General features: G+C 55.6%; 27 protein-coding genes. 3 read left to right on the forward strand and 24 right to left on the reverse strand.

Going from position 1 to position 24,560, the window contains the following annotated elements:
* Window positions 1-42: 42 nt before the first annotated feature.
* The 9 genes from ACYPYQ_RS12915 to ACYPYQ_RS12955 all read right to left on the reverse strand — a co-directional run bounded on the left by ACYPYQ_RS12915 (window position 43) and on the right by ACYPYQ_RS12955 (window position 6,762).
* Window positions 43-804: a hypothetical protein gene (locus ACYPYQ_RS12915; RefSeq protein WP_459724311.1), complete on the reverse strand. Its 762-nt coding sequence runs from the start codon at window positions 802-804 to the stop codon at window positions 43-45.
* Window positions 805-915: 111 nt separating this feature from the next.
* The gene (gene rquA, locus ACYPYQ_RS12920; protein WP_459724313.1) at window positions 916-1,626 is read right to left on the reverse strand and encodes a rhodoquinone biosynthesis methyltransferase RquA; all 711 of its coding nucleotides are present in this window, start codon (window positions 1,624-1,626) and stop codon (window positions 916-918) included.
* Between the two features lie 9 nt (window positions 1,627-1,635).
* Window positions 1,636-3,003: a cytochrome C gene (locus ACYPYQ_RS12925; protein WP_459724315.1), complete on the reverse strand. Its 1,368-nt coding sequence runs from the start codon at window positions 3,001-3,003 to the stop codon at window positions 1,636-1,638.
* Window positions 3,004-3,204: 201 nt separating this feature from the next.
* Window positions 3,205-3,561: a hypothetical protein gene (locus ACYPYQ_RS12930; RefSeq protein WP_459724316.1), complete on the reverse strand. Its 357-nt coding sequence runs from the start codon at window positions 3,559-3,561 to the stop codon at window positions 3,205-3,207.
* A 77-nt stretch (window positions 3,562-3,638) separates the two neighbouring features.
* Window positions 3,639-3,833: a DUF2934 domain-containing protein gene (locus ACYPYQ_RS12935; protein WP_459724317.1), complete on the reverse strand. Its 195-nt coding sequence runs from the start codon at window positions 3,831-3,833 to the stop codon at window positions 3,639-3,641.
* A 321-nt stretch (window positions 3,834-4,154) separates the two neighbouring features.
* Window positions 4,155-5,465, reverse strand: a complete 1,311-nt coding sequence (locus tag ACYPYQ_RS12940) for an alanine racemase (protein WP_459724318.1) — start codon at window positions 5,463-5,465, stop codon at window positions 4,155-4,157.
* Window positions 5,466-5,484: 19 nt separating this feature from the next.
* Window positions 5,485-5,826 (reverse strand): copper-binding protein, encoded by a 342-nt coding sequence (locus tag ACYPYQ_RS12945; RefSeq protein ID WP_459724319.1) that lies wholly within the window; start codon window positions 5,824-5,826, stop codon window positions 5,485-5,487.
* Between the two features lie 21 nt (window positions 5,827-5,847).
* Window positions 5,848-6,534, reverse strand: a complete 687-nt coding sequence (locus tag ACYPYQ_RS12950) for a DUF2231 domain-containing protein (protein WP_459724320.1) — start codon at window positions 6,532-6,534, stop codon at window positions 5,848-5,850.
* Window positions 6,535-6,555: 21 nt separating this feature from the next.
* Window positions 6,556-6,762: a hypothetical protein gene (locus ACYPYQ_RS12955; RefSeq protein WP_459724321.1), complete on the reverse strand. Its 207-nt coding sequence runs from the start codon at window positions 6,760-6,762 to the stop codon at window positions 6,556-6,558.
* Window positions 6,763-6,986: 224 nt separating this feature from the next.
* On the opposite strand from ACYPYQ_RS12955, the gene ACYPYQ_RS12960 reads away from it, so the two are divergent.
* The 3 genes from ACYPYQ_RS12960 to ACYPYQ_RS12970 all read left to right on the forward strand — a co-directional run bounded on the left by ACYPYQ_RS12960 (window position 6,987) and on the right by ACYPYQ_RS12970 (window position 10,504).
* A complete protein-coding gene (locus tag ACYPYQ_RS12960; RefSeq protein WP_459724322.1) occupies window positions 6,987-8,156 on the forward strand; it encodes an IS4 family transposase in 1,170 nt (389 codons plus the stop codon).
* 225 nt (window positions 8,157-8,381) lie between these two features.
* Window positions 8,382-9,062: a heavy metal response regulator transcription factor gene (locus ACYPYQ_RS12965; protein WP_459724323.1), complete on the forward strand. Its 681-nt coding sequence runs from the start codon at window positions 8,382-8,384 to the stop codon at window positions 9,060-9,062.
* A complete protein-coding gene (locus ACYPYQ_RS12970) occupies window positions 9,059-10,504 on the forward strand; it encodes a heavy metal sensor histidine kinase (protein ID WP_459724324.1) in 1,446 nt (481 codons plus the stop codon). The genes ACYPYQ_RS12965 and ACYPYQ_RS12970 overlap by 4 nt, the downstream gene beginning before the upstream one ends.
* A gap of 319 nt (window positions 10,505-10,823) precedes the next feature.
* On the opposite strand, the gene ACYPYQ_RS12975 is transcribed toward ACYPYQ_RS12970, so the two are convergent.
* Genes ACYPYQ_RS12975 through ACYPYQ_RS13045 form a run of 15 tightly spaced genes read right to left on the reverse strand, consistent with a single transcriptional unit; the run spans window position 10,824 to window position 24,448 of the window.
* On the reverse strand, window positions 10,824-13,646 hold the full coding sequence (locus tag ACYPYQ_RS12975) for a conjugal transfer protein TraG N-terminal domain-containing protein (protein WP_459724326.1): 2,823 nt from the start codon (window positions 13,644-13,646) through the stop codon (window positions 10,824-10,826).
* 16 nt (window positions 13,647-13,662) lie between these two features.
* Window positions 13,663-15,087 (reverse strand): conjugal transfer protein TraH, encoded by a 1,425-nt coding sequence (locus ACYPYQ_RS12980; protein WP_459724327.1) that lies wholly within the window; start codon window positions 15,085-15,087, stop codon window positions 13,663-13,665.
* A gap of 8 nt (window positions 15,088-15,095) precedes the next feature.
* On the reverse strand, window positions 15,096-15,887 hold the full coding sequence (locus ACYPYQ_RS12985; protein ID WP_459724328.1) for a conjugal transfer protein TraF: 792 nt from the start codon (window positions 15,885-15,887) through the stop codon (window positions 15,096-15,098).
* A gap of 3 nt (window positions 15,888-15,890) precedes the next feature.
* The gene (locus tag ACYPYQ_RS12990) at window positions 15,891-16,283 is read right to left on the reverse strand and encodes a hypothetical protein (protein ID WP_459724329.1); all 393 of its coding nucleotides are present in this window, start codon (window positions 16,281-16,283) and stop codon (window positions 15,891-15,893) included.
* 12 nt (window positions 16,284-16,295) lie between these two features.
* Complete coding sequence (traC, locus tag ACYPYQ_RS12995; RefSeq protein WP_459724330.1) at window positions 16,296-18,869, reverse strand: type IV secretion system protein TraC; 2,574 nt, start codon at window positions 18,867-18,869, stop codon at window positions 16,296-16,298.
* Window positions 18,869-19,432: a TraV family lipoprotein gene (locus ACYPYQ_RS13000; RefSeq protein ID WP_459724331.1), complete on the reverse strand. Its 564-nt coding sequence runs from the start codon at window positions 19,430-19,432 to the stop codon at window positions 18,869-18,871. Before ACYPYQ_RS13000 ends, traC begins: the two co-directional genes overlap by 1 nt.
* Window positions 19,429-20,157, reverse strand: a complete 729-nt coding sequence (locus ACYPYQ_RS13005; protein ID WP_459724332.1) for a DsbC family protein — start codon at window positions 20,155-20,157, stop codon at window positions 19,429-19,431. The genes ACYPYQ_RS13000 and ACYPYQ_RS13005 overlap by 4 nt, the downstream gene beginning before the upstream one ends.
* 3 nt (window positions 20,158-20,160) lie before the next feature.
* On the reverse strand, window positions 20,161-21,426 hold the full coding sequence (locus tag ACYPYQ_RS13010) for a TraB/VirB10 family protein (RefSeq protein ID WP_459724333.1): 1,266 nt from the start codon (window positions 21,424-21,426) through the stop codon (window positions 20,161-20,163).
* On the reverse strand, window positions 21,419-22,240 hold the full coding sequence (locus ACYPYQ_RS13015) for a type-F conjugative transfer system secretin TraK (RefSeq protein WP_459724334.1): 822 nt from the start codon (window positions 22,238-22,240) through the stop codon (window positions 21,419-21,421). The genes ACYPYQ_RS13010 and ACYPYQ_RS13015 overlap by 8 nt, the downstream gene beginning before the upstream one ends.
* Before the next feature lie 28 nt (window positions 22,241-22,268).
* Window positions 22,269-22,868: a type IV conjugative transfer system protein TraE gene (traE, locus tag ACYPYQ_RS13020; protein WP_459724335.1), complete on the reverse strand. Its 600-nt coding sequence runs from the start codon at window positions 22,866-22,868 to the stop codon at window positions 22,269-22,271.
* A 3-nt stretch (window positions 22,869-22,871) separates the two neighbouring features.
* Window positions 22,872-23,162, reverse strand: coding sequence for a type IV conjugative transfer system protein TraL (traL, locus tag ACYPYQ_RS13025; RefSeq protein WP_459724336.1), 291 nt, complete (start codon window positions 23,160-23,162; stop codon window positions 22,872-22,874).
* Window positions 23,163-23,178: 16 nt separating this feature from the next.
* Window positions 23,179-23,472: a TraA family conjugative transfer protein gene (traA, locus tag ACYPYQ_RS13030; RefSeq protein WP_459724338.1), complete on the reverse strand. Its 294-nt coding sequence runs from the start codon at window positions 23,470-23,472 to the stop codon at window positions 23,179-23,181.
* Entirely contained in the window at window positions 23,456-23,659 is a 204-nt protein-coding gene (locus ACYPYQ_RS13035; RefSeq protein ID WP_459724339.1) for a hypothetical protein, read from the reverse strand. Before ACYPYQ_RS13035 ends, traA begins: the two co-directional genes overlap by 17 nt.
* A 1-nt stretch (window position 23,660) precedes the next feature.
* Window positions 23,661-24,290, reverse strand: coding sequence for an OmpA family protein (locus tag ACYPYQ_RS13040; RefSeq protein WP_459724340.1), 630 nt, complete (start codon window positions 24,288-24,290; stop codon window positions 23,661-23,663).
* Window positions 24,284-24,448, reverse strand: coding sequence for a transglycosylase SLT domain-containing protein (locus tag ACYPYQ_RS13045; protein ID WP_459724341.1), 165 nt, complete (start codon window positions 24,446-24,448; stop codon window positions 24,284-24,286). The genes ACYPYQ_RS13040 and ACYPYQ_RS13045 overlap by 7 nt, the downstream gene beginning before the upstream one ends.
* Window positions 24,449-24,560 lie beyond the last annotated feature (112 nt).

Raw genomic sequence — 24,560 nt, forward strand, 5'->3', positions numbered from 1 at the left:
TATATACCGCCCGCAGAAGCTGAGGCACAATACTATCGGCAGTCAGCCAATACGGATTCTGCCTGCGTTACTTAAACCAGACAGCCTCCACGAAATCCGGGGCGATTCAGCATCTCGTTTGGCAATAGCGCTACCTAATGATTGCAGTAATTCTACGTTTGAATCCAAAAGCGACTGTGACAAGGACTCGGAACGTCGAGTCAATCCAAGCAAAACTCGGTAGAGCAAAAACAAGGCTAAAATTACCGCCGCAAAAGAAGTCAGCACGGCATTACGCGCCTGATGTTTTCTCGCGTATTGCGTTCCGGTATCGAGGCGATAGACACCTTCGAAATACGCTTCAGTCATATTCTTCGAATCCAGCAATGGGATGACAACTTGTACAAAATCTTCCTCCCCATTCATCAGCCAGTTATTGTGATGCTTGCCCGGTTTCGGGAAATCATGCCGATGTGCTTGAACAGAAGATCGAAGATTTGTTGCCTCACGCCCCCATACCTCCATCAACAACTTCCCGGAAAGATCGAAAATACGAATGCCTGAAAAGCTGGAGTTCTCCAATAATTTGGCGAGTTCAAGTTGACTCATTTGATTATCTGCTGCAACCAATTTTCGCATTTCAGGGGAGTCAAAATGTCTGACACTTAACGCCGCTTGTTCAAAGGCCATCTTTTCAACTCGCCAGTTTTCCAGATAATAAACAAATGCACCGACCAGCACGCTGATCGCTATTCCTGAAACAAAAAATCTTGTAATCAGATAGTGGTGGAGCTCTCGAGGATTATTGGGGAGGGCGGCTAACATGATTTTTACGATTTAGTGAGTTTCCAAAATAAAAATTTTAACTGGCCAGTGGAAACTCGGTTTTCAGATCAGGCAGAAAACAGAATCCTATTACCAACCTCCGAAGCATTTTTAATGCCTACCCAAATGGCGGCGTACACTCACTACTTGGTACAACCCGCCGAACAACGTGTGCTTAGTCCAAGCGAAACTATCTGGTGCTCTCGCGTATGAAGACAGTTCGTGCCGCCACAGCGCATCCGCGTATGGCTCTAGCCAGCGATTTACCAGCCTGAGAATCCAGCCAGCGGGGTTCCAAGCGCGTGGCCGATGGTAGTCAACCATAATAAGTTCACCCTCAGGCGGCAGTGTATCGAGCAGATGATTCAGAATCGCACACTTACGTGCATCCGGCACCTCGTGCAGGAGAAAGAAGCTGCAGATCAAATTAAATTTCTCTGTCGCCGGATAGCTCGCCGCATCAGACAACACCACACGCGCCTGCTGCCGATTGGCGAGCTTGGCATTTGCACGCAACACCTGAGTGTGCAACACATCCGTTAGCACGAAGCAACCATTCGGTCCGATTTTATCTGCCGCGCGGTAAATTAAGTCACCGTACACGTTAGCGACGAGCCAGACCTTCGCACCCGGCTGGATGCGATCAAGAAATGCGCACATCAACCGCTTGTCATTACCAAACAGCAGAAGGCGCACGACCCAGTTACGGTCAAGCCAATGCGCCGAGCGTTCGGAAATATATGCCCAGTGATAGACATCCCGGAGATAGTCAGGAATGCTTGCACCGTCAATGCCGAGCATAGGCTTGGTAGCGTATTTCATCACACCTCCTTAGAACAAAACCCACGCAAGAAGATAAATCGAATTGTTGTCCTTCGCGTTTCGACCGTTACCATCGTAATTGGTCGATGCCCCGTTGAATCTGCTGTAACTGGTATACCGAAGCGAGAGCGTGGTTTGAGGCAACGGCAGGTAAACAAGTTCATTGACCCAGCCACTGGTTCCCGGATTGGCATTGGCGCTTCCCATTACCGGAGCGGGCATACCTCCCATGTTATAGAGGCTGTCATCGGAACTTCCGGTAGTGTTGAAGTATTGCGTCCGGATTCCATACTGGCGCTTGAAATAATAGTTTCCCCCCAGCTTGAGAGAGGTCAGATCGTTATTCAGATTGCTGGCCTCCATATTCACGAAGCTCTCCGAACGGGTTTGCCGCTCCTCGGTGTATCGCCCTTGCAAGCTGAGGATGTGTTCGTCGGTGATGTATTGGTACTGGCCGTCTATTCCGTAATCACGGAAACGATCAGTACCCCCGCTCGTGTTTTCTCCAGGAAATACTTTTGCATCAAGCCCAAAAGCTCCAAGTGAAACGCTGTGCTTGCCGTCGATTTCTCGTTGTACTGCAACGCGCCAATAGGGAGCATAACCGTCTACAACATTGCCTGTTTCCGACCAGTTCCCCCAACCTAAAGGCCGAAAAGCACCCACCTTGGTCGAACGATATGCGGCTACTTCTGCATATAACCAATCATCATAGAGCGCATAAACGCCCGGACCCGCCACCTTTGCCGCCAGCGCCATGTCAATAATCGGCCCTGCTGCCGGCATCACACCAGCGTCTGAAGTATATGGAAACCCCCACATTGACGTGGAGTTATAAGGGTCTGTGATGGTTGGATTATTGCTCAGTGTCACGCCATAGAGCAACTCCTTTCCGCTTGTGAGCGTTGACGAGTTGGCATAGCGAATATCTGCCATTTCAACCGCCCAACGCTTCTCAAAACCGTCGTAGGAATACTGCACCAGGGCGCCCGCGTTATCAGTAATTTTCCCCGCATAATAGAGGCCGGCAGCCTGTACCAGTGTCTTGCGATCATTGGGAAAATCAGATGGCATTGCGCCCGGGGTGTTGGTTTGGGCTGTTTCAGTTCTGGAAATCTGCAGCAGAGCGGCGATCGGTAGTTTTCCGGTCGGCGAATTTTCCGCATTCAATTCGCCGAGAGTATAGCCTCTTAGCTTGAACTGCCGTCCAAAGGGGGTTAGCTCCGGGTAAACAGTGTGGCATGACGAGCACTCCATACCAGTTTGCCTGGCAAAACTTGGTACCGCCTGGGCGACCGATGGCAACAATAAATATGCGATCAGAAATAGCAGGCTGCCCCGCAGCCAGGAAAAATTACTGCCAATAAACCTTTTCATTCTATTCTCCTAAAAAATTTTAACCAAGCGTGCTTCAAATGGCCTCACCGTCTGAAATGGCGAAGTTTTCTCGCCGCGTTTTGCTCAATCAGCGTGACCAAACTTGCTGGCCACCCTACACTTGGTGAACATATGCGCCGCCCTTTTTGTAGCAAGATTGGCCCGCTCGCAAGGCGGGCCGTGTCATGCATCAGCCACCTTTCACTTTTCCATCATCAAGTGATGTTCTTGCATCATCTGGCCCATCAGATCCTCCATGAGCTTCTGGTGCTGGTTGATCCACTCTTCGTGCTCCTGCATCGACATACCAGTTTTCGGTTTCATGGCCTGCATTTTTTCCATGGTTTCCTTCATCATTTTCATGTGTTCCCCCATCAGCTTTTGGCGCTCCGCCCCCTTGGCGGCCTCGGCCTGTTTCAATTTCTGCTTGGCCTGCTGGACTTGCTGGATCATCTGCCGCTGGAATTCGTCTTGTCCTGCATCAGCAGATACGGATAGAAAACCGATGCTGCAAACAGCGATGGTGGCAATCATTTTATGGATGGATTGCTTTTTCATGGTGAATGCTCCTGTCAAAATTAATAAGGTGATAGTTTGGGTGTTGCCAGTCTTGAATCTTTTGGTCAGGCGCCCACCTACGCTTGATTACCATCAGCCAGCAACTGATCGATTTCCGCTTCTGCAACCAACCAATTGTCTAAATCACAACCGCCATTGAATCCACGCCTCTCAGCAATATGATACGCGGCAACCTCAATATATTGCTGCCGTTGCTCTTCGGACAGATTGGTTCCTGCTTTGGCTTTGCTGCTCTTGATATTGGTACTCATGTTTTGTCTCCTTCACATAAAAGTTTTGGTTAGATGGCTGCCGTAAACCTTGTCCAGGTGCAACACAATCAGTTCGGCAAATTGATTGCGTCGCACTGCCACCCTAATGTTGGTGAGAACTACCGCCACTCTTCCGCTCACCGCCACCTTTCCCCGTGCCGTCATACATCCCAGCACAGCCGCTCAATACCAACAGAATTACCATTACAGCTACTTTACGCATATTGCTCTCCTTTTAAGTAATAACAACGACAATAAACAGATGAAAAGGCAAACCGTACCCAGATGTGCATCCATGTCAATCTGTGGCTGAAATACAATTTACTCCGGCAAACCCTGTGGAAAGGGCTGGTGCAGCACATCCGGCACTTTTTCCAGGCCGCTCACATCTTGCAGTTGTTCGGACGCCCTGAGTACCTCCACGCGTCCGCTCTGCGTGACCATCACGACCGCAGGCCGCAGTTGGCTAAACTGCATCCAATGCGTATTGTTATAAGCGCCGACAGGACGGATCGCCAGGCTCTCGCCCACGTTGAGCGGCGGCAGCATGATCTGGGCGCGTACGACATCCATGTTCATGCACAGCGGGCCATACAGCACTGTCTCCTCGACGATGCCGTCGAGCGGGCGCAACGGCTTGACCTCGTGGTCATACCATAAGGCGGTGAACAGTATGTTGACCCCGGCATCGAGAATTGCCGCGCGCCGCCCGTCCGGCAACCGCTTGCCGCCCACGACTGTAGCCACCAGCGTTTCCGCGTCATCAACAATCGCGCGCCCGGTTTCCAGCACCAGCACCGGCAAAGGTTTCCCGGCAGCGCTCCTTTCGCGTGTCGCCTCCATCAGTGCGCCGCAGATGGTTTCCGCATACTGCTCGAAACTCGGCACCACATGGCCGGGCGGAAGACAAAGTCCTTGCCGCGCATTGCGCGATGCGAAACCGCCGCCGATGTCGAGGTATTCGATGATGCAGCCGGTATCGCGCTCAACTTCCTCCATGAAGCCGGTCATGATGCGAATTTGGGCGGCATAGGCACGCACGTCGAGCACGAAGGTGCCAATGTGGCTGTGCAGGCCGGTGAGCTTCAGCCAGCGGCTCGCGGCTATGCGCTGTACCGCGTCCCTGGCAGCGCCGGATTCGATATTGAACCCGAAGCGGCTCGATGAATCGGCGTAGCCGGTGTCGAAATTAAGCCGGATGCCGACAGGCGCCTGCGTGCCGAGCTTGCAGGCGATTTGCTCCAGCGCATAGAGTTCGTCGAGATGATCGAAATGGATGGTCGCCCCTTCCTGCACCGCTTGTTCGAGTATGCCGTCCGGTTTCCACGGCCCGTTGAAAATAATGTGCGAACCGGGCACACCGTTGGCGCGCGCCTTCCGGTACTCGAATTCGGAAACCACCTCGGCCCATGAGCCTTCCTGATGCAGGATGTTGCAGATCACCCCGAGATAGTTAGTCTTGTACGACCAGCCGTGGCGGATTCGCGGCCAACGGGCAGCGAAGGCGCGACGCAGGCGGCGCACATTTTCGCGCAAGGTTTTTTCCGAAACAATGAACAGGGGTGAGCCGTATTGCTCCAATAGCGGCGCTATTTCAACGCTATCGATATCCGGCACAAAGTGGTCATTCATAATCTGGGCTAACCGTTTATTACTTGCGCTTGATTTTGACGATTACCCATGCCAGATCATCCGGTTTGGTTTTCCCCAGATCAAACTGCACCGTGTCGCCTTCTTTGAGGCCATCCAGCAGCGAGGCGTTCGCCACGTTGAAGTCCATCGTCATGCCCGGCCAGCCGAGCGATTTGATCGGCTCATGCGCCAGCTTGATGCTCAGTTTCGCACGATCCACGGCCACCACCTTGCCCGTGCCCTGATGGCTGGCCTGCACAGTTTTTTCCTGCATCTCCATCCCGGCCATCGGCTGCCCAGCGAACGCCGGCAGCGCCGCACCTGACAATAACAACCCCAAAATCAAAACTTGCTTTTTCATTCCATTCTCCTGTTCATCACGTTAATCCTTATGTGGCGGCGTCCCTGAAGCATGGGTGTGTCCAGCCTTTTTGGGCGCCGTGCCTGCGCCGTCCGTAGCGGGAGCATTTCGATCTGGCTCCGCATCATGTGGGTGTTCGACTTTTGCAGTGCCATCGTAATTATGTGCGTGGACATCCTCATGCAGCGTGCCTGCACCTTGTATGGGCATGTCGCCATGGCCTGCGCCATGCTCATGGGCATGGCCCGTCCCCTCCGCTTTGGGCAGGGACATCACGCCAAGGCCATGGCGATACACCAGTTCTGCACCATGCCACGCCGTGCTCATCACCAGCAGCCATGCTGCAAACAGCAAAACCAGCAAAACTGGCGATGGCATCTTGCCGGAACGCCCGCGCCACACATCCCAAGCTGCGACCGCAAGCAATGCGGCCAATGCGCCCAGCGCCCAATTACGATGCACTTTCATGGCGGCATGGCTCACTTCATCATGCGCAACGCTGTTGAAGGCGAACCAGCCGAACACGGCGGCGATGAGCGCAAACAAGGCCGCGCCCCATAACATCCAACGCCCCGTCATCAGGCATTGCGCCGCATAAGGCCAGCTTCTGAATACCGTGCCGACGGCGATGAAGGCTACTGCAGCCGAAGTAAATGCGATCGGAAAATGCACCAATGCCGGATGAAAATTTGGAATAATTTCGATCATGGTTTTTGCTCCCCCAATTGTTCAGTGCTGATGTTCAGGCGACTCTTTCGGTGCAGAGGGCACGGGTGGTTCGGCCTTCGTCTGCTGCTCGGTCTGCCCCGATTTATCAGCATGTCCGCCACCATGCCCCATTCCCATCATCCCCATGTGCCCGCTTCCCAGCCACATGACAGCCAGCAACACGACCATCATCGCCAACATAACCTCTCCTGTTTGATACCGTTTCATTTTTGCTACTCCTTTTTCGTGTTGTGCATGGGGATAGCCATGCGCTCGTAGTGCGGACAAATATTTGGAATAACAGTAGTGTCCGGTTAACTTACGAATTCCCGAGCCAATATTGTGTATTGGCGGGGCTTGCAGAGCGATTTATTTTGGTGCCGATTTGAAATCAGTTTACCCATATTCCGGTTCAAGTAACTTCCAGAGATTGAATTCTTTGGAGGTGATCTATGAACATAGGCAAGACGCTGTTCGCGCAGATCATGGAGTTCGTTCCGTGGACCAGCTTTGCGCGCATCGTGACACGCTATGGCGGCGATTCCAGAGTGCGCAGCCTGGCCTGCACCGAGCAATTCCGTGCCATGGCATTCGCTCAACTGACTTACCGCGAGAGTTTGCGAGATATCGAAACCTGTTTGCTGGCGAATCAGACGAAGCTTTACAGCATGGGCTTTCGTTCGCCGATCAGGCGTTCGACACTGGCCGATGCCAACGAGGGACGCGACTGGCGCATCTGGGCGGATTTGGCCGCCTTGCTCATCCGGCATGCGCGCAAGCTGTACTGCAACGACAGCTTCGGTATCGATCTGGACAACACTGTCTACGCGCTGGATGCCACGACCATAGACTTGTGCCTGTCTCTGTTTCCATGGGCGCCGTTTCGTACTGCCAAGGCAGCGGTCAAGCTGCATACGCTGCTCGATCTGCGCGGCAACATTCCGGCTTTCATCCATATCTCGGACGGCAAGACACACGAAGTCAATGTGCTGGATATGCTGGCCTTCGAGGCCGGGGCGTTCTATGTGATGGATCGTGGGTATCTGGATTTCAGTCGGCTGTACGCACTGCATCAGGCAGGCGCGTTCTTCGTCACCCGAGCCAAGCGCGGTATGGATGCGCGCAGGGTGTACTCGATGCCCACAGACCGGAACACGGGCATCATCTGCGACCAGCGCATCGTACTGAACGGCTTCTACATCTCTCAGGATTATCCAGAGCAGTTGCGGCGCATCCGTTTCAAAGACCCGGAATCCGGCAAGACGCTGGTGTTCCTGACCAACAATACCGCTTTGCCCGCATTGACGATTGCCGCGCTTTACAAGAGCCGTTGGCAGGTGGAACTGTTCTTCAAGTGGATCAAGCAGCATCTGCGCATCAAGCGTTTCATCGGCAACAGCGAGAACGCGGTGAAGACGCAAATCTGGTGCGCTGTCTCCACTTACGTGCTGATCGCTATTGTCAAAAAGGAGCTTCAACTTGATGCCTCTCTCTACTCTTTGCTACAGATTTTATCGGTGTCTGTTTTTGAGAAAACCCAGCTATCACAAGCCTTCGCAGGCAGTGGGCAGTTCACAGATCAGACGGATTTTTATAACCAACTAAATTTGTTCGACTTTTAACCGGACACTACTGATTCCTATTTTTAATTTAAAAACAGAAAGCTGATAAACATCAGCCAGAATGTAATGCGTTGCTTAACGCTTGCATCCTCTTGTTGGTTACCATTGTGCCTTTAGATCCTTTACCGATAGCTGACAGCAACATTACAAATTTGTAATTTTCGTGAACTGTTCCTTAACTGCGCGCACAATAGGCATGTGGGAAAAATACATGAGGAGAGCAAGATGAAAATTCTGATAGTCGAAGACGAACAGAAAACCGGCGATTATCTGAAGCAAGGCCTGTCCGAGGCAGGCTTTATGGTGGACTTGGAGCGCGACGGTCTCGATGGCATGCATCTGGCGATGACTGACGACTACGATCTCGTCGTGCTTGATGTCATGTTGCCCGGAATCAACGGATGGCAGGTACTCCAGCGAATTCGGCAGGCGGGCAAGAATATGCCCGTGTTGTTCCTCACCTCTCGCGACCAGATCGAAGATAGGGTAAAAGGACTGGAACTCGGCGCTGACGATTACCTCGTCAAACCGTTCGCCTTTTCGGAATTGCTGGCACGGGTGCGCACGCTGTTGCGCCGCGGCAAGAGCAAGGAACCGGAGCTGCTTCAGGCCGCCGATCTGGAACTGGATATCATTCGGCGCAAGGTGACACGAGCAGGGAAACGTATCGACCTTACGGCCAAGGAATTCGCTCTGCTCGAGTTATTGCTGCGACGCCAGGGCGAAGTACTTCCCCGTTCGCTGATCGCATCCCAGGTATGGGACATGAACTTTGATAGCGACACCAACGTGATAGAGGTCGCAATGCGCCGTTTGCGTGCAAAAATTGACGATGATTTCGAGCCCAAGCTCATCCGAACACTTAGGGGCATGGGTTATGTCCTGGAAATTCCGGGGTCACTATGAGACCCAAGTCGATCACCTCCCGCCTCACGCTGTTTTTTTCAACAGCCTCGACCATTGTACTTATCGTGGTAGGCACACTGGTCGGAACTCTGGTGGAATCGCACTTCGAGGAACAAGACCTGATGGAGCTCAATGGCAAACTGGAACTTGTCCGCCATGCATTAGCTAAAGTGCATACTCCATCCGATCTTGCGACTGTTCCGCAGAGTCTTTCTGACGCATTGATCGGGCATCACGATTTATCGGTTGTGGTTCTTGGGCCGGATCGTCGCTTGTTGTTCGCTTCGCCAAACGCGAAATTTGCTACCCACCTGCTTGAACAACCACCTCATGGAAATTCATCCAGGAGCGCAAAGCTCGTGATGTGGAAACAAGGGGAAGAAGCATACCGCGGTATCTCTGCGGAAGCCGCCACTAAAATTTCCGGCCAGCCGCCGTTCATTGTTGCGCTTGCGGTCAACATCCAGCATCACCGCGCTTTCATGAATGCATTTCGAAATAACCTATGGCTGGCGATCGCCGCAGCCATCGTGCTAACTATAGTTCTGGGCTGGCTTGCCGCACGCCGAGGGTTGGCTCCAGTCCATAAGATGACGGATGTGGCAAAGGGTATTTCCATCAGCCACTTAGGTGCCCGCCTTTCGTCCGACGCTGTCCCGCCAGAATTGGCAGATCTTGCGATTGCATTCAATGAAATGCTGACCCGACTTGAAGATTCATTCCGGCGCTTGTCCGATTTTTCGTCCGATCTGGCCCACGAATTACGAACACCTATCAGCAATCTGATGACACAGACGCAGGTAGCCGCATCCAAGGAAAGATCGGCAGATGAATATCGTGAAGTGCTGTATTCGAACCTAGAAGAATATGAGAGACTGGCACGCATGATTGCCGATATGCTTTTCCTGGCAAAGGCTGACAACGGCCTGATCATGCCGAACTGCGAAACGGTGGATTTGCCCACGGAAGTACGAGAGTTATTCGGTTTCTATGAAGCGTATGCAGAGGAGCAAGACGTCAGCCTGACTCTTGTGGGAAAGGGCACAGTTCGGGGGGACAGACTAATGCTCCGCCGGGCTTTGAGCAATTTGCTCTCAAATGCCATCAGACACACATCGCGCCACGCTACGGTCAAGGTAATCATCAATCCGGAGGCAGAACCCGGAAAAGTTCGACTCACTTTTGAGAACCCGGGTGAAAACATCCCACCGGAACATCTTCCCCGACTGTTTGAGCGATTTTACCGTGTCGATTCTTCGCGTCAAAAAGCCAGCGATGGCGCTGGCCTCGGACTTGCAATCACAAAATCTATCGTCGAGGCGCACCAGGGAACGATCCAAGCATTTTCTGCAAATGGAGTGGTACGTATTGAGATTATTTTTCCTATCATGGATCAGACCAAATCACTTCGACGAGTGGCGAACGTAACTATCCTAACATGAACAGTATTGGTGCTTCGCGAGTGACGTATCGTGGGATAGCGGTCATCCGTGAAAACTGAATGCGCCTTGTAGTTAGTACGACTACAACTGAATCCGGGCTATGGGCTACTGTTAAATTTCAGACGTGCCTATCACTACTGAAAGATCGACGGTCAATCTACACGCGCACAGGGCCAGACACACTCGTTATTAACCTACCTGGCAGGAACTATTCTTGAGCTACCAACAAGCGACCCCGTCTTGGTTTTTCAGCAAAACAGTCCATAAGGAAACTGAAATCGAGCAACTTTCTGGTATGCCTACAGCAGAACCTCGCCCCTTACTTGCTATTTTTCCCTTTAAGGGTTTCCTGAATATATTTGCCTGGGTTCGGCCCGGTCACTCCCTTGACCACACGATTTGCCGCATCCGCCGCATTTTCCGTAAGCTCCATTCCCTTGCCCGCAATAGATTCTGGTTTTAATTTGCGGAAATTGGACGATGTTGCATTCTGCTGATGGGTCTGCCCTGCCCTCTCCTCACGACCATTAACCTCAGTCGCGTTTCTGGAATAATCATGCATCGCTGTCTGCTTGGCTTTATCGCTTGGTAGACCTTGCGGGTTAACACCTGCACGTCCAGCACTTCCTTTCACCTGCCCCAGATAATCACCTCCCGCTGACTCGACAGAGTCACGTCCAGACACACCAACTAGGTTCGCCTCATGCCGCACCTGGATCGTCTCGGCCCCCTGAACATGTCCGGCCATTTCACCCAGCATCCGGTCGTAGTTCAGCGCGGTGTATTCCTCGATGTATGGCCTGAGTTTGTGCGGATCCCCCATGACCCCCTGAAACTTTTCGTAGTTGTACTCAAGTTTCGGCAGCAGGAAATCCTTGATGAAGTGATCCTGGAGTTGAAGATTCGACCCAAGCTGGCCGCTGTGAGAAAGCTCCCACATCTGCCGGTGCCCTTCCGTTTCCTGCATTGATGCGCTGAAAGCATCGCGCGATTGCCGTGCATGGTCCAAGGACGCTCGCATACCATCGCTGCCGGCAGTCTTGCCCTCATCGCTGGTTCGGTAATTGCGTTCCCATCCGTTGTCGATTACGGTGCCTACCTTCTTTCCGAAGCTCGATTCCTTGGCGTACTGGGCCATCTCCTCCAAGGCTCGCGTTGAATCGGCAGAGTTGCGCATCTTGGCCGACACTTCCACACCGCCACGAAGCCCGGCGATCTCCAAAAGTTTTGGCGTGCTCATGCCCATCGAGGCGCCGACCATGAGCTCCATCGCGACCTTTTCGCTGACGCCGAGTTTTCTGGCCCACTGATCGACCTGACGCATGGTTTCATTGGCCTCGGTGCTCTGGCTCGACCCGGTGCCGTGGCGGTATCCTGTCGTGTCACTGCTGCCCTTGGCGTGACTTCTTTCAAACCCAGCCTCCTGCTTGAGTGCCGCGAGGGCACTTTCAGCGTACTCAGCAGATTGCTGCTGCGTTGCCTGTTGGGAGCGTTCGTAATTCTCTTTCGCAGCAGCACCCAGTGAATCGTTGAGCGCCATGTCGGCGCGGACATCACTTTTCGCCTGCTTGACGACGAAGCCGCCACCGGAAAAATGGCTGTAATCGAATCCTCCCCGCGCCTGATAGTTGGTCATTCCCTGCCGCAGGCTGGGGTTCATATCGACCGCCAGGCCCTTCATGGTGTCGTGGCTGACATTGTTAAGGGAGGCGTTGCCCATCTGCATGTTGCCCATGGCCAAGCCGCTGGCGATCTTCTCCGGGTCGCGTGGGGGCGCCACCAGACCGGCGACGGACTGCAAGCCGGCCTCGCCACCTTTCACGATGGCGGCCGCAATGGCCGGAATGGATATGACCAGCATCCCCGCAATTGCCTGATCGCTGACGATGGCGGTATTGAGGAAGCTCATCTGCTCGATGGACAAGCCATTCCCGGCGCTTCCATTCGTGTATTGGCTTCTCGAATACATCGTGATGATGAAGTTCATCACGGCATAAAGCGGTGCCCAGAGCTGAATCCAGAACAGGCTGGTCGCGTAAGACTTGATGATGCCCCCGGCCTGATGCCCGCTGAGCACCACAAACAGCAGGAAGACCGGAAAAATCGCGTACTGGACCAGTTCGATGGCATTGCGCACCTTGGGCATCGTGGATTCAGCGACCCGCGCCATCAACTTGTAGGAGTCGCTGGTTGACCGTAGCGACTGCGCCATCGCAAGGTTGGTCTGGGCGCTGGCCGCGTCTCCAATCTGTGCGGGCAGCATGTACTGGGCATCGATCATGAAGTTGGCGACGATGGCCTGCTTGACCGCATCCTGTGCCGAAGCCGAAACCCCCAGAAGATAGTTGGTCGAGGTTGCCAGGGAGCCAACTATCGCCGTCCCGGCATCTGCCTGACTCATTTTCGGGTAGAGACGAGAACCAAGCAAGGTGATCTGGCGGCTCGATTCCGCATTGATCTGGGTGGTGAGACTCTGATACGCGACATCGCAGCCGACCGTGCTCATCACGGTCGGGTCCGTCGTGTCGCGCAAAGTCACCAGTCGCGCAGGGTTTGTCTTCCCGTTCAGGCTGACCCAGACGTTGTTGACCTCCAGGATATCCTCTTTCATGCGGATGTAGCCGGTGGCCAGATCCGGCGCGACGCACTCCCGGTAAAACTCCAGCAGGTTGCTGGTCAGAACGGGATTGCCGCTCTTGACGGCAAGGCGCTCTGATAACACCCGATGACCAAACAAGGTGCCGTTCTTGCGAAACTTCACATCATCAGGAAGCGAGAATACGGTCTCGAAGGCTCCGGTCAGCCAGTCCCCTACCTTGCTCATGCTGTGCGCGAAGGCACCCAAGCCAATGGGCACATTGGCGACCGCTCGCGGCGGCTCATTCCCGGTGCGATCGACGATGGTCACCGTCACCTTGGGAATCAGCAGCATGGATTGGAAGATGGCCAGGAAGAAAAGCCACTTCCACATGCCATCAAGCCGCTCCCTTCCGGTCAGAGTTGCGATGACGACGACGATTATTCCCACGATTGCCATGGTGCGCAGCAAACCGAGGTAGTCGCCGCTGCCCATGACGGAAGCGACGGCGTTGAACATCGCCTCCAGCTCCGCGACGTTCCAATAGGCATAGACCTCGTACATTCCGGTTCTGCCCGATCTACCGGTTGAAGACCATCATGGACTGGAAGATGTTGGTCGGCATCCCGGCATTGAGGTTTTGATGCAGAAGCTGGAGCGAACGGCTCATTTCCGCGACCTGCATACCCTTCTGGTATTCGGCACGCAACATGTCCCTGGCTTCCTGCTCGATCTCGTTGATACGGACGAGAATTTTTTCCGAAGCTGCGACCGCATCGGGGCCGCTCTTCCCCGTCTCGCTCTGTAGAGCACCGCGAAGTGTCTTTGAAAGATTCGTGAAGTAGGCATAAGCCACATCCACGGCGATGAGTTGCGAGTAGTCCTCGGTAATCCGGTCGCCTCCAGGGATACTGCTGGATACCGAAAGCATCTTCCAGACCGGCAGGGAGGAATTGCCGATCATGGCTGTGTCCAGATTGGATTGCCCCATGGCATCCCGATTGATAATCTTGTCCCGCATCGCAGCGATTCGGGTTCTGACTTGCCGGGAGAACGGCATCACGGTAAAGGCGCTGTCCGAATAGGTCGGCATCATGCAATCCACCGTATCCACACCGCACTTGAGGCCGGGCAGGCTGACAGACGCCGAACCGCCGTCGCCGACGAATTGGCGGAAGGTCAGGTTGCCGCCGGGCATATACGTCCACTTCGCTTTATCATCGGCATTCTCGCCGGGCGGAGTCACGATGATGGTGCCGGTCAGGCTCATCAATAACTCTCTGGTGTCGTCTGTGATACCTGAAACCCGAGACAGTGAACGCCACACGACGTTGCCGGGATCGAAAAGCTCCTTGTATCCCTGTGACGAATTCTTGGCTGCCGTCCTGATGCTCTTGGCCGTGGCGCTGCTTTTCTTCCACTCGTCCCATGACTCGAACACATCCCCGAACATGTTCAGGTTAGCACCGGCTGTCTTCCCCTCCTTCTCCTGTGTCTTGTCCGTCAGCATGCTGCCCGCCGCAGCGACGATCCCTTCCGCCGCTTGGCAGGAGTTGATATTGAGATTGTTCATTTTCGTTGACTGGTCTTGCAGGTACTTCAGAAGATCACAGAGGTCAGGCGACATCGAGCACAAGGCCATGTTGAATGCTGCGCCGATGGCGTTGTTGCCGATGTTTCGCAACAGGGTGACGAACTGTTCTTTGTTGATGAAGGAGAATGAACCGGCAAACAAATCAATCCCGCCGCACCCCGCCCGAAATGACGGCGGCGAAATACTTGCCAACTGGTAGTTGCGCACCGGGGTGCGCATATAGAGGCTGCCGCCAGAATAAAAATTCATCGTCTGCCCGCGATAAGCGTTTGGCCCCGTCACATTTCCGTAGGCGCCGATCTGGTCGAACCAGTCCTGCATGGACTGTGAGACATTGGCATTTGCCGAATTGGCAAAGATCGAAAGGGCAAGTGTGGCGGCAATAATTCGATGGAGACATGGACTATTCATGGTCAACCTCAATAAAGTTCGCCGGGGCGTGTTTGGGTCAGGATGTATATCCGCTCGACGATCTCCTGAGCCGAAAGCACACCCGATCCAATCGGGAGCAGACGGTGATCCTTGACGTTCCCCAGCACCATGAGTGGAACGACACTGGCCCCGATAGATGCTGCCATACCGTTGTCCCGCGACGGATTGGGAAATTCTGGCAAGCCGCCTCCATCCAGAGAAACAGGAAACACAACTATCCCGTATTGCTCGGACAGTAACTTCAGCGTGGGCGCCATGCGATGACAGTAGGGGCAGTCCGACCTGAATATGAAGAAAATGCCCCATTCCTTGTTTAAGCTCGCAAGAGTGTCAGTTTCCTTGAGCGACCGCTGGGCGTCATGCACCTGAATGGCCGCATTGTTGGACGGGTTCCGCAACTGATAGTTGAGTTCCGGATTGGCCCAAATGACCCGGCGCCAAACGTCCGAAAACACAGAAGCCCTGTCCATCAGTGCTTCCTGGGTCACGATGTAGCTTTTGAGATTCTCCGGCGTCGGCTTGACGATGGCGAGCGCCCTCTTCCGCTCCGCATCCTCTCTCAACTTCTTCAGGGCCGCAACAGCCTCATCCTCTTCACTGGTCACCTTGGGTTTTGGCTTTTCGGTAGCATCCTCGTCCGGCTCTGCATCGGGTGGAATATCGCAATACCAGTTGAAGCGATTCTCGTCGCAGCGCCAGATGGAGTCGTACTCAATGCTGCTGTTCGCTGACGCAGCATTGATGAAGAAACAAAGCACGAACAGGAGAGCGATACGCATCGATCATCGCGCCGATGCGCCAGAGGCCGGTTGCTTCAGGATGTCCGACACCCGCACTGACAAGTCCGGGATTGCTGTAGCCGATGCTGCCTTGAGCAGCGCCGCCGTATTGATCAGGGCGCACTGGCACTCCCTAGCCACTTGTTCAAGGGCAGCATCCAGACGCACACCGAAGGCTTTGGCATCTTCGAACAGCTTCGCCTGTTCAGCGGCATCCATTCCCGGTTTGACGCGCTGCACCAGGGATTGCCGTTGTTGAAAAACGATGGCACCAATATCCACGCGAGCAAATCGTGGAATCTCCACAGGCCAGAAATACAGACATAACGCGGTGATACATGCCCACAACATCAGCGTAACGGCCACGGTGAACATTTGTATTTTCAAAAGACTCATGACTAATCTGCCTTATGGTGATGCGCGTTCAATGACGAGGCGTTCGATGGCTTCCGAGACCGTCAGCCCCTGCTCCCGCAGGCGTTTGATGGCTTCGTAGTCTTCGGCGCGGGTGGAATAGACGAGCATCGAGAAGGGATCGAGCAGGAGCCGCCCCAAGCCAGAACCCATCGGCGAGTGGATGTAGATTTCAGAAAAATGGCCGTGCTCGGTGCTGACGGAACCAAGCTGACGCTTCAGCCATTCATCCAGAGACAGCTTGCCTTCCTTGCCCAGGCGCTCGATGTTTTCGGGTTTCTGGCGCAGCAGAAACAACCAGTCGGCATTGTTGATCGCGGCCTTGGTCGCCTCGTTCTTGTAGTAGTCGTCAACCGACTGGGTAATGGTGCCGAACGCACCGCCATACTTGCGGGCGCGGCGATACCCGGCCTCGATGAAACTGCCGCTGGCGCCCGACCCCATGAGATCCCAGCTTTCGTCGATGATGACGAGCTTGCGCCGGGAACGATCACGGTACATCTCCTGGGTGATGCGATACATGATGAGCTGCATCACCACCGACTGGAGATCCTTCTTGGATTTCAGTTCCTCCAGCTCCAGAACAACAAAATCCTTGTCGAACTGGATATTGGCCTCCCCTTCAAAGTAGCTCGCGTAAACGCCATGGCGTGTATAAGGCTCCAAAGCTGTGGCCAAGCGGCTGAGGTCGCGCTCGTATTCTCCCTCCACAGACAAACGGCCCGTCTTGAGCAGTTCATAGATGTCGGTGATGGTTGCCTCGCGCCCCTTGGCGTCCCACACCCGCTTGATGGCCGAACCAAGTGCCGTGTATCCGTAGTTGTCTAGCGGCTCCCGTGGGCTTGCCATCTGGGCGATCAGGGGCAGGATCATTTCCATGTCGGCGCTGATGTCGATGATCATGGAAAATGGATTGAGGCAGATGGTGTTCTGTTGTTCATCCGAGAACTCGATGAACTCGCCATCCAGCAACTCGCACAGATTCTTGTAGGAGCGGCCCACGTCGATGATCCACACCTTTGCGCCTGCACCAAGATAGCGATAGGTCATCTCATTGACGAACACCGACTTGCCGGAACCGGAGAGTGCTGCCACGGCAAAATTGAAATTGCCGCCGGTATTGTCGAAGAGATCGAAGCCGATGATTTGTCCGCGCCTGCCGAAAAGCGTCATTACCGGAGTCTGCGTCCCCTTCCACTCGGCGATCAGCGGCGATGTCATAACCGCGTTATCCGCCGTCTTGGTGTTGATTCTGCCGAATTGCCGGAGGTCAGCCTGAAGCCCCGGCGCCAGAGTCATGGGTAGCGCCGCCGTCAGGGCTTGGTGCTGCAAATAGAAGTCCTTGGTGAGATCGAAGCCGCGCGCCCGCCACACGGCGCGCACGGCGTGTTCGCAGCGAGAGGCATCCTCCACCTTGGCGGCGAGAGCGATCTGGTGATACATGCCGACCACTGTCCGTCCGCTGTCGAAGGTCTTGAGCACCATGTCCCAATCGCGCTTGCGCTCCTGGAGGTCGGGCTGAAAGTGCGCCATGTAGGAACCGGCGCTCTGCGTTGCACGCGCCGCCTTCATCTGTGCCTTGGTCCGCGCCGACTCATAGTCGAGCGAAACTGCGCCCATCGTGATCAGGAAGGGGCACGGCATGGACAATGCAAGCTGATACGGGTCGCCGATCATGTAGTTCATGCCGGAGAGCCGGAAGTAACGCGGATACTGGCGCACCGAGAATAGTTGCAGGGCGGACTCATCGCCGCCAGCCTTGCGGAAACGGATGTCTCCATCCCCCACGCGGGAAGCGATTTCCAGATCGGAGAGTTGATCGCGCAGCGGCAGGCTTTCGTTCCATTCGATAGAGCGCACCGCACCTCCTGCGAAAAGGCGTGAGTGATCGAAAAAATCAGCCGTGAAGTTCATGAGCTCGCCCGGCCCCCAATCGTGCCCCGTCAGGTGGGCTGACTTGAGCGTGGCGTGAACGCTTTCCCGGATACGTAGCGCCTCATCGACAGCTGCCGGTGATTCTGGATCGAGCGGCAAGGTGATAGAGATCACCGAACGGAAATCCCGCAGCAGATAGGTCTGGTGGGCGAAGATGGACTGGCCAGTGCCCTTCAGGTAGTGGTCGATTCGCTGACGTGCAAGGAGCCGGAAGATATTTCCATGACGCCGTTCTTCAAAACCCGCGTCATCGGCCGCCACAGAAGACGGCAGGAGGTTAGCCTGCGCACGAAGCACGGGAAGGATATGTGGGCTGCCGTAGAGGGTAATCTGGATGCCCGTCCCCGGCGGGCAGGAGACGAAGAGGCTGGCGAGCACCTTTTCCATTTCGTCGCTGGCACCGGTCTGAGGCAAGGTCTCGATACAAAAGCCGATGGCGTGCTCTTCCCGCTCGCCGAACCCGCCCTGATCTAGGACAAACAGTCGGGTATCCTCCTGCCATGCCAGGTAGGGAAGAATCCCGGTGAGGCGCGGCATCTGCGAAATTTCCTGCAATAATTGCCGGGGTAAATGATCGGCCCCCGCCGTCCGTTCCGGCAGGAAAGCCGCGCGAAGCGCATCAGACCATCCCATCAGTCCACCTCCCCGCCGGCGGGTGGATTCTCACGCCCCTGTTGAGGAAACATCGCATTGGGCGGTGCGGCAGGATTGCTGCGCTCCATCCGCAACGGCTGCCTCTCGCCGGCATTGGGCGCAGCAGGCGTAAAAATTTTCGGCGGCACAACGGGCCGGTAACCTTCGCTGGCCATGCGCCGCGAATGCTCGACCTGCCAGCGCCCCGGATCGACGACGAGATAAAAGTACGACTGGTCGTGAAACACCTCCTCGTCATCCTCCCACGGCGCAAGCCACACGCGTCGCACCTTCTGGACGCTGCGGATTGGCTCGCCCGAACTCGGTGCCTGATGCGCAATTTTTGGTGCTGCCGACTCGCTCTTGGCGACTTCGATGTATGGTCGCTGGCCTGGCAGATTATTCTGTACGGCATTGGCATAGACGCCGGAGAGCGATGCGCATGAAATGCCGTCCGGCGCCTTGCAGGAAAATTTTCCCTGCCCATCCAGTCCCGACATCGTGCCCGCGCATCCGGTCAGCGCAAGCAATAACGGACTCACAAGCCAGTACCTGATTCTCATGGCCGACTCTCTGCAAGCCATTGCTCAATGCGATCACCGGGAGCAGCGCCGGGCAACATGCGCCCGTCGGCGGAAAGCATGGTCGGAGTTCCATTGATACCAAGCCGCTGCGCCAGTTGGATGTTCCGTTGTATTTGGTTCTCGCAGTTCCGCTTCGCTGGCACCTTGCCGGTTTTCATGAAATCGGCCCAGGCGCGGGCGCGGTCCGGCGCGCACCAAACCGCGATGGCCTTGTCCACGGCCTCTGGGTGCAAGCCTTCCAGGGGATAGGGGAAAATGTAGAGCGTGACGTTGTCCAGCTTGTCTAACTCGGCCTCGAGCCGCTTGCAGTACGGGCAGTCCGGATCGGAAAACACTGCCAGCACCCGCTCTCCTTTGCCGTGCACCGTCTTGATGGCATCACCCAACGGCAACTGGGAGAAGTCGATGCGTTGCTGCTTTTCCATGCGCTCGGCGGTTAGGTCGCGCTGTGTATTCATGTCGAAGAGATGGCCGAAGACGAAATAGCGCCCGGTCGCGTCGGTATAAGCCGAATTTTTGCCCATCGTTACCTCGTAGAGAACCGGAATCTCCGAGGTTTGGACTCGCTCGATCCGGGTTGCCGGATACAAGCCCTTGAGACGTTTTTCCAGGCTCTCGGCGCCATCATCGGCCTGCGCAGCCATCGACAGCATCAATCCGAAAAGTATGGGCAGGCGTTTGAACAGTGGTCGATTGAACTGCATGGGTCACTCCTTGTAGGGTTCGATGGGTTTGTTCTGGACTTCGCGGCCCCGACGCCAGATATCGGTGTAGTTATCTGCCTCATTGCCCCCGTTACCCGCGTCGAGAGAAAAGCCTTTGGTGAACACCACGTCAACCGTACGACCTGCATCGACTTCGATGATCGGGAACATCTTTTCGGCAAGCGTGATGTAATACTGGGAAAGGCGGTCGAGCGCCTTGCCGACCCCGACCCCTACCCCCGCCTGCAATTGCTTGCCGGAATCCACCGTGCCGATCGACCCAAGCGGGTTGGTGGACACAGTGGTGGCGCTCTGCTGGAATGCCTGGCCGATACCGGCACCAATCCCGGCCAGCAAGGCATTGGCCAGCACCTGCCCCTGCTTGCTGACGAGCCGGCCACGCATACCGGCCTTACCGTCTTCACCCACGACGTAACCTTTCACCGGAACGTCGATGGCCTTGCCATCGTGGCGCACGCAGGACAGCGATTCGAGACGAATGTAGGCACGCTCGGCGCTGATGTCCCCGTAGCTCGCCCCCAGCGCGAAACACTCCTTGACCTTGAAACGATAGCGGTTGGGCAGAAAGGCGTTGTCTTGCGCCCGCATCAAGATAGGGTGCGGGTTGCTCTGTGCCTGGCCGCCAGTGGGCGCGTCCAGCCCGCCTAACAGCGCTGCCCGAAAAAAAGAACCCGAGGGTACGTAGCTGCGCCCGCCATTGTTTTCGGCTGTTTTATGAACCGCTTCCGGGGCGATCACCTTGCCCTCGCTCACCTCGAACGAGGCAATTCCCGGAGGCCTGGGCGCAGGCGGAGGCTCGCTGGTTTTGCCTTCCATCTCCGGCTTTACGAGTGGGGGGAGCAGCAAAGCCATCGACCGTGCCTCGAGCGGCATCGGTGCTGGCGCCGGAGGCATGGACATTGGCGGAAATTGGACGTTGTTCGCGGGCGGCGGCTTTTTCTCGATAGTGTCGACCTGTTGACGCAATCCCTGGATCATGTCCTCCATCTGCCGCATCTGTTCCGAGGACTTGCTCATCCAGATGTCGCGCGGATCGGCTTGGGCACCGGGCGCATTAATGGGCATGGGCTGCGGGCGGGCTTGAGACGTACCCTGTGGAAGTTGAACAGGCTTGTCCCAGATCGCCACGCCACCGAAAACAAGCAGCAGGAAAACCGATGCACCGAGCACCAGAATCAGGTACTGGCGACGCTTGGGCGACAAATTGGAAACCGCAGCCGCGATCCGGTTCTTCGGCGCTTCAGCCATCACGCCCCTCCAACACCACCATGACATTGGTCGCTTCGCCAGGCTCCAGTTCAAGCGAGTCCACCATGACGGCCAAGACGCCGCGCCGGTAGAATTCGCGCTCGTCGATGACCATTCGCGACGAAGAGACATTGGTCAGCTGGTATTTTTCTCCGAGCAAGGCGCCCTCCAGTGTCCTTACAAGAACGAAGCGGACTTCGTTCCAGAGCGGGACGATCTCCAGAGTGTCTCTGGCGGTCATGTCTTCTGGTTCTGCATCCCGCTCAAGCGCCAGCATCACGCGGCGTATCGCGGAGTTGCGAGAGTCGTCGGTATTGAATGCTTTCCCCTCGACCCGCGTGCGATTGCGGTCACGGATGACCAGTGTTTCGGCGGGCACATCGGCAACCTTGAGCGTGAGCTTCCAGTGGCGACCGGCATCGTCGGCGACAAAGACGCTGAAGATTGGCTTGTCAGTATTCGGCTTGAGGTAAGCTGCGCCGGTCTCTTTGTCCGGGGTGACGAGAAACTCGCCCTCGACGCCCTGAATGCGGCGAATCTTGCGGCCTTCGACGCGGATAAGGTTGGGCTCGCTGCGCGACACGGTGGCAATCAACCCGTCATCCGGGCTGCCCTCAAGATACTGCCCGGAGAAAGCCGGGGCAGAGATGCTACCGAGGAGCAGCGTTAGTGCGAAACTCGCGAAGCGATTCAGGAAATGACAATTGATTTTCTCGTTCGCTTCCTCTCCCGCTAGCGGGAGAGGATTGAGGTGAGGGTGATTTTGCCCCCTCGCCCGCTTGCGGGAGAGGGTTGGGGTGAGGGAAGCGGGCATATCTGGCTTCATTATTGGTGGTGGCATATTAGCCATGCCCGTTAGTGCCATTGCCTGCACCAAACGGATCCTGGTCACTGGTTTCCTTGAACTCGGATACATGGAGTCTCCCATTGAGATATTGAAAGCCGACGACGTAAGTGGTCTGCTTCTCTGAGGCTTTCTTGTCCCCGACCCAGGTCAGGAGAACGCCGGCAAGCGCCACTTTCATGGCCACCTCGTCCGGTATCACCGATTGCGGCGAGAACTGGGTAGAGGCATTGTTCCTGCGGATGAATTCTGTACGCGCGCCATACTCGGCCTGAAGGTGCCCGTATTCGCTCGGAGCGGCATATTTCAGGAACAGGTTCTTCTGGTGCTCAGCCACATACGGTGTCACATTGAGGGCAAGCCCCGCATACCAGTAAGCCATTTCCTGGAGGTACTCTGCGGAAACCTTCTGGCCGCTGACCCAGAAGGTCTTGTGTACCTCGGGAGGCACCAGAATGGTTCTCTCCGAACCCGCCACGCTGAGCGATGCACCGGCATTGGCGAGCAATGCCAGCACGAGACCGCCAACTGCGATCCGCATGAACAAAATCTCTGCGCGCTGGTTGTCCCGTTCGGCGGTAAATTTGCTGAACTTCATTGGTCACCCCAGGAAGTAGCGATGATGAGATGGCGGGGTCGCGCGGGCGCGAATTACAATCCAGCTCGGCAGCCACCAATAAAGCGCATGCAACGCGAACTTCGGATGCTTCCCGGTCTTGAGCCGCCCGTATTGCCAAGCTACCAGCCCCCCGAAAACCATTCCCGCCAGCATGGCGCCGGAGATCACCCCCATCCCCATGAGCAACAGGAACAGGATGGCCTGATCGAAATCCCACCACATGAAGCGCTCCTGCGCTTCAAGGGATTTCGGGATGTAACCTGTCTCGTCCACGCAGCGGTCTCCGGCCTCAGATCGTCGCGGTCAGGATGCCCGACGCGATAGTCGGCGCGTATTGCAGGAACACTGCGAAGCCGATACCGGACAGGATGGCGATAGGATTCAGCCGCGCCAGCGAAAACAGTGCGCCCAAACCAATCGCGGCCACCGCTGCGGCTTTGCCGAAGTAGCCCTGCACCAACCCTGTCAGCCAGGTGTAGAGGCTTTGGAACTCAGTGCCCGTGGTTCCCGCCATCGCACCAGTGGCAGCGGTCAGCAGGACGAGCGCCACTACGCCCATAACCAAATTACGCTTGCTTTGCATTGCTATCCCCTTTCAGGTCAATAAAACACTTGATGAGCCATCCCATACCGAGACCGACCGAGATGCCTCCCAGATGGGCTTCGAATCCATTTTCGATGGGCGATCCGGGGGCGAGGATGCCGATGGCGATGAACCCGCCAGCGATAACCACGTCCCGGATGAAGCCTTTGTTGTGTGGTAATTTCACTTCATTGCGCTCCCTTGCTGTTGCTGACCGCGTCTTGCCGGATGACAAGGCGCACCTCGACGCGCCGGTTGTTTCGGCGTGCCATTTCGGTGGGCGACGTATCGAGGTAGCAGCACAACCCCTCGGCACGAACCACCACTTCTGCTGCGACTCCATGATTGAGGAGCCATGTACGGACGAACTCAGCTCGACGCTGGGCAAGACGATCGTTGTAAGCTTTGCTGCCGATGTCGTCGGTTTTGCCTTCAAGCTCGATGTGCTTGGCGTGAGCGGCGATGGCCGCGAGGCGATTGAGTGCCAGTCGCCCGTCGGTGGAGGGAGCATCCTTTGCAAACTCGAAAAGAACAGTTGCCGTTACCGTCTCATCGCTTGGGACGGCGGGAGGTTCGATCTTGGGAACCTCGGCAATGGGAAGCGTCGCTTCTTTAGGTGCGGGGGGAAGTACAACTACCGCCAAAGTCTTGCGCGTGGGTGTCGGGCAGTCTTTGCCGCTACAGGTTTTGAACTGGCGATCAATCCAGGCGATGCTGTCTTGCGCTCTTGGCATCAGGCTTGACGGAGGCGTACTTGCGCAGCCAATCAGGATCAAGGCTATGGACGGAAGAGCAGCAAGGTATTTCAGGATCACCATGCCTTGGCCTTCGCGGCAACCCGGCGGGCATAGGCCGCGCGCTTTTCCGGTGAGCGGGCGTTATATGCCCCGATCGCATCCCAGCCGTAACCGAGACGGCTAATGTTTTGCGCGAGTATCCACGCACCGACATGCGTGTTAACGCAGGGATCGAACAACTGAATCGCCCCGGGAATCGTGGAGGCTCCTTTAACTTAGTAAAATGGAGCCACCATGAACAAATCAAACAAATATTCTTCCGAAGTTCGCGAGCGTGCTGTCCGTATGGTG

It is taken from the genome of Sideroxyarcus sp. TK5 (genome assembly GCF_054601595.1).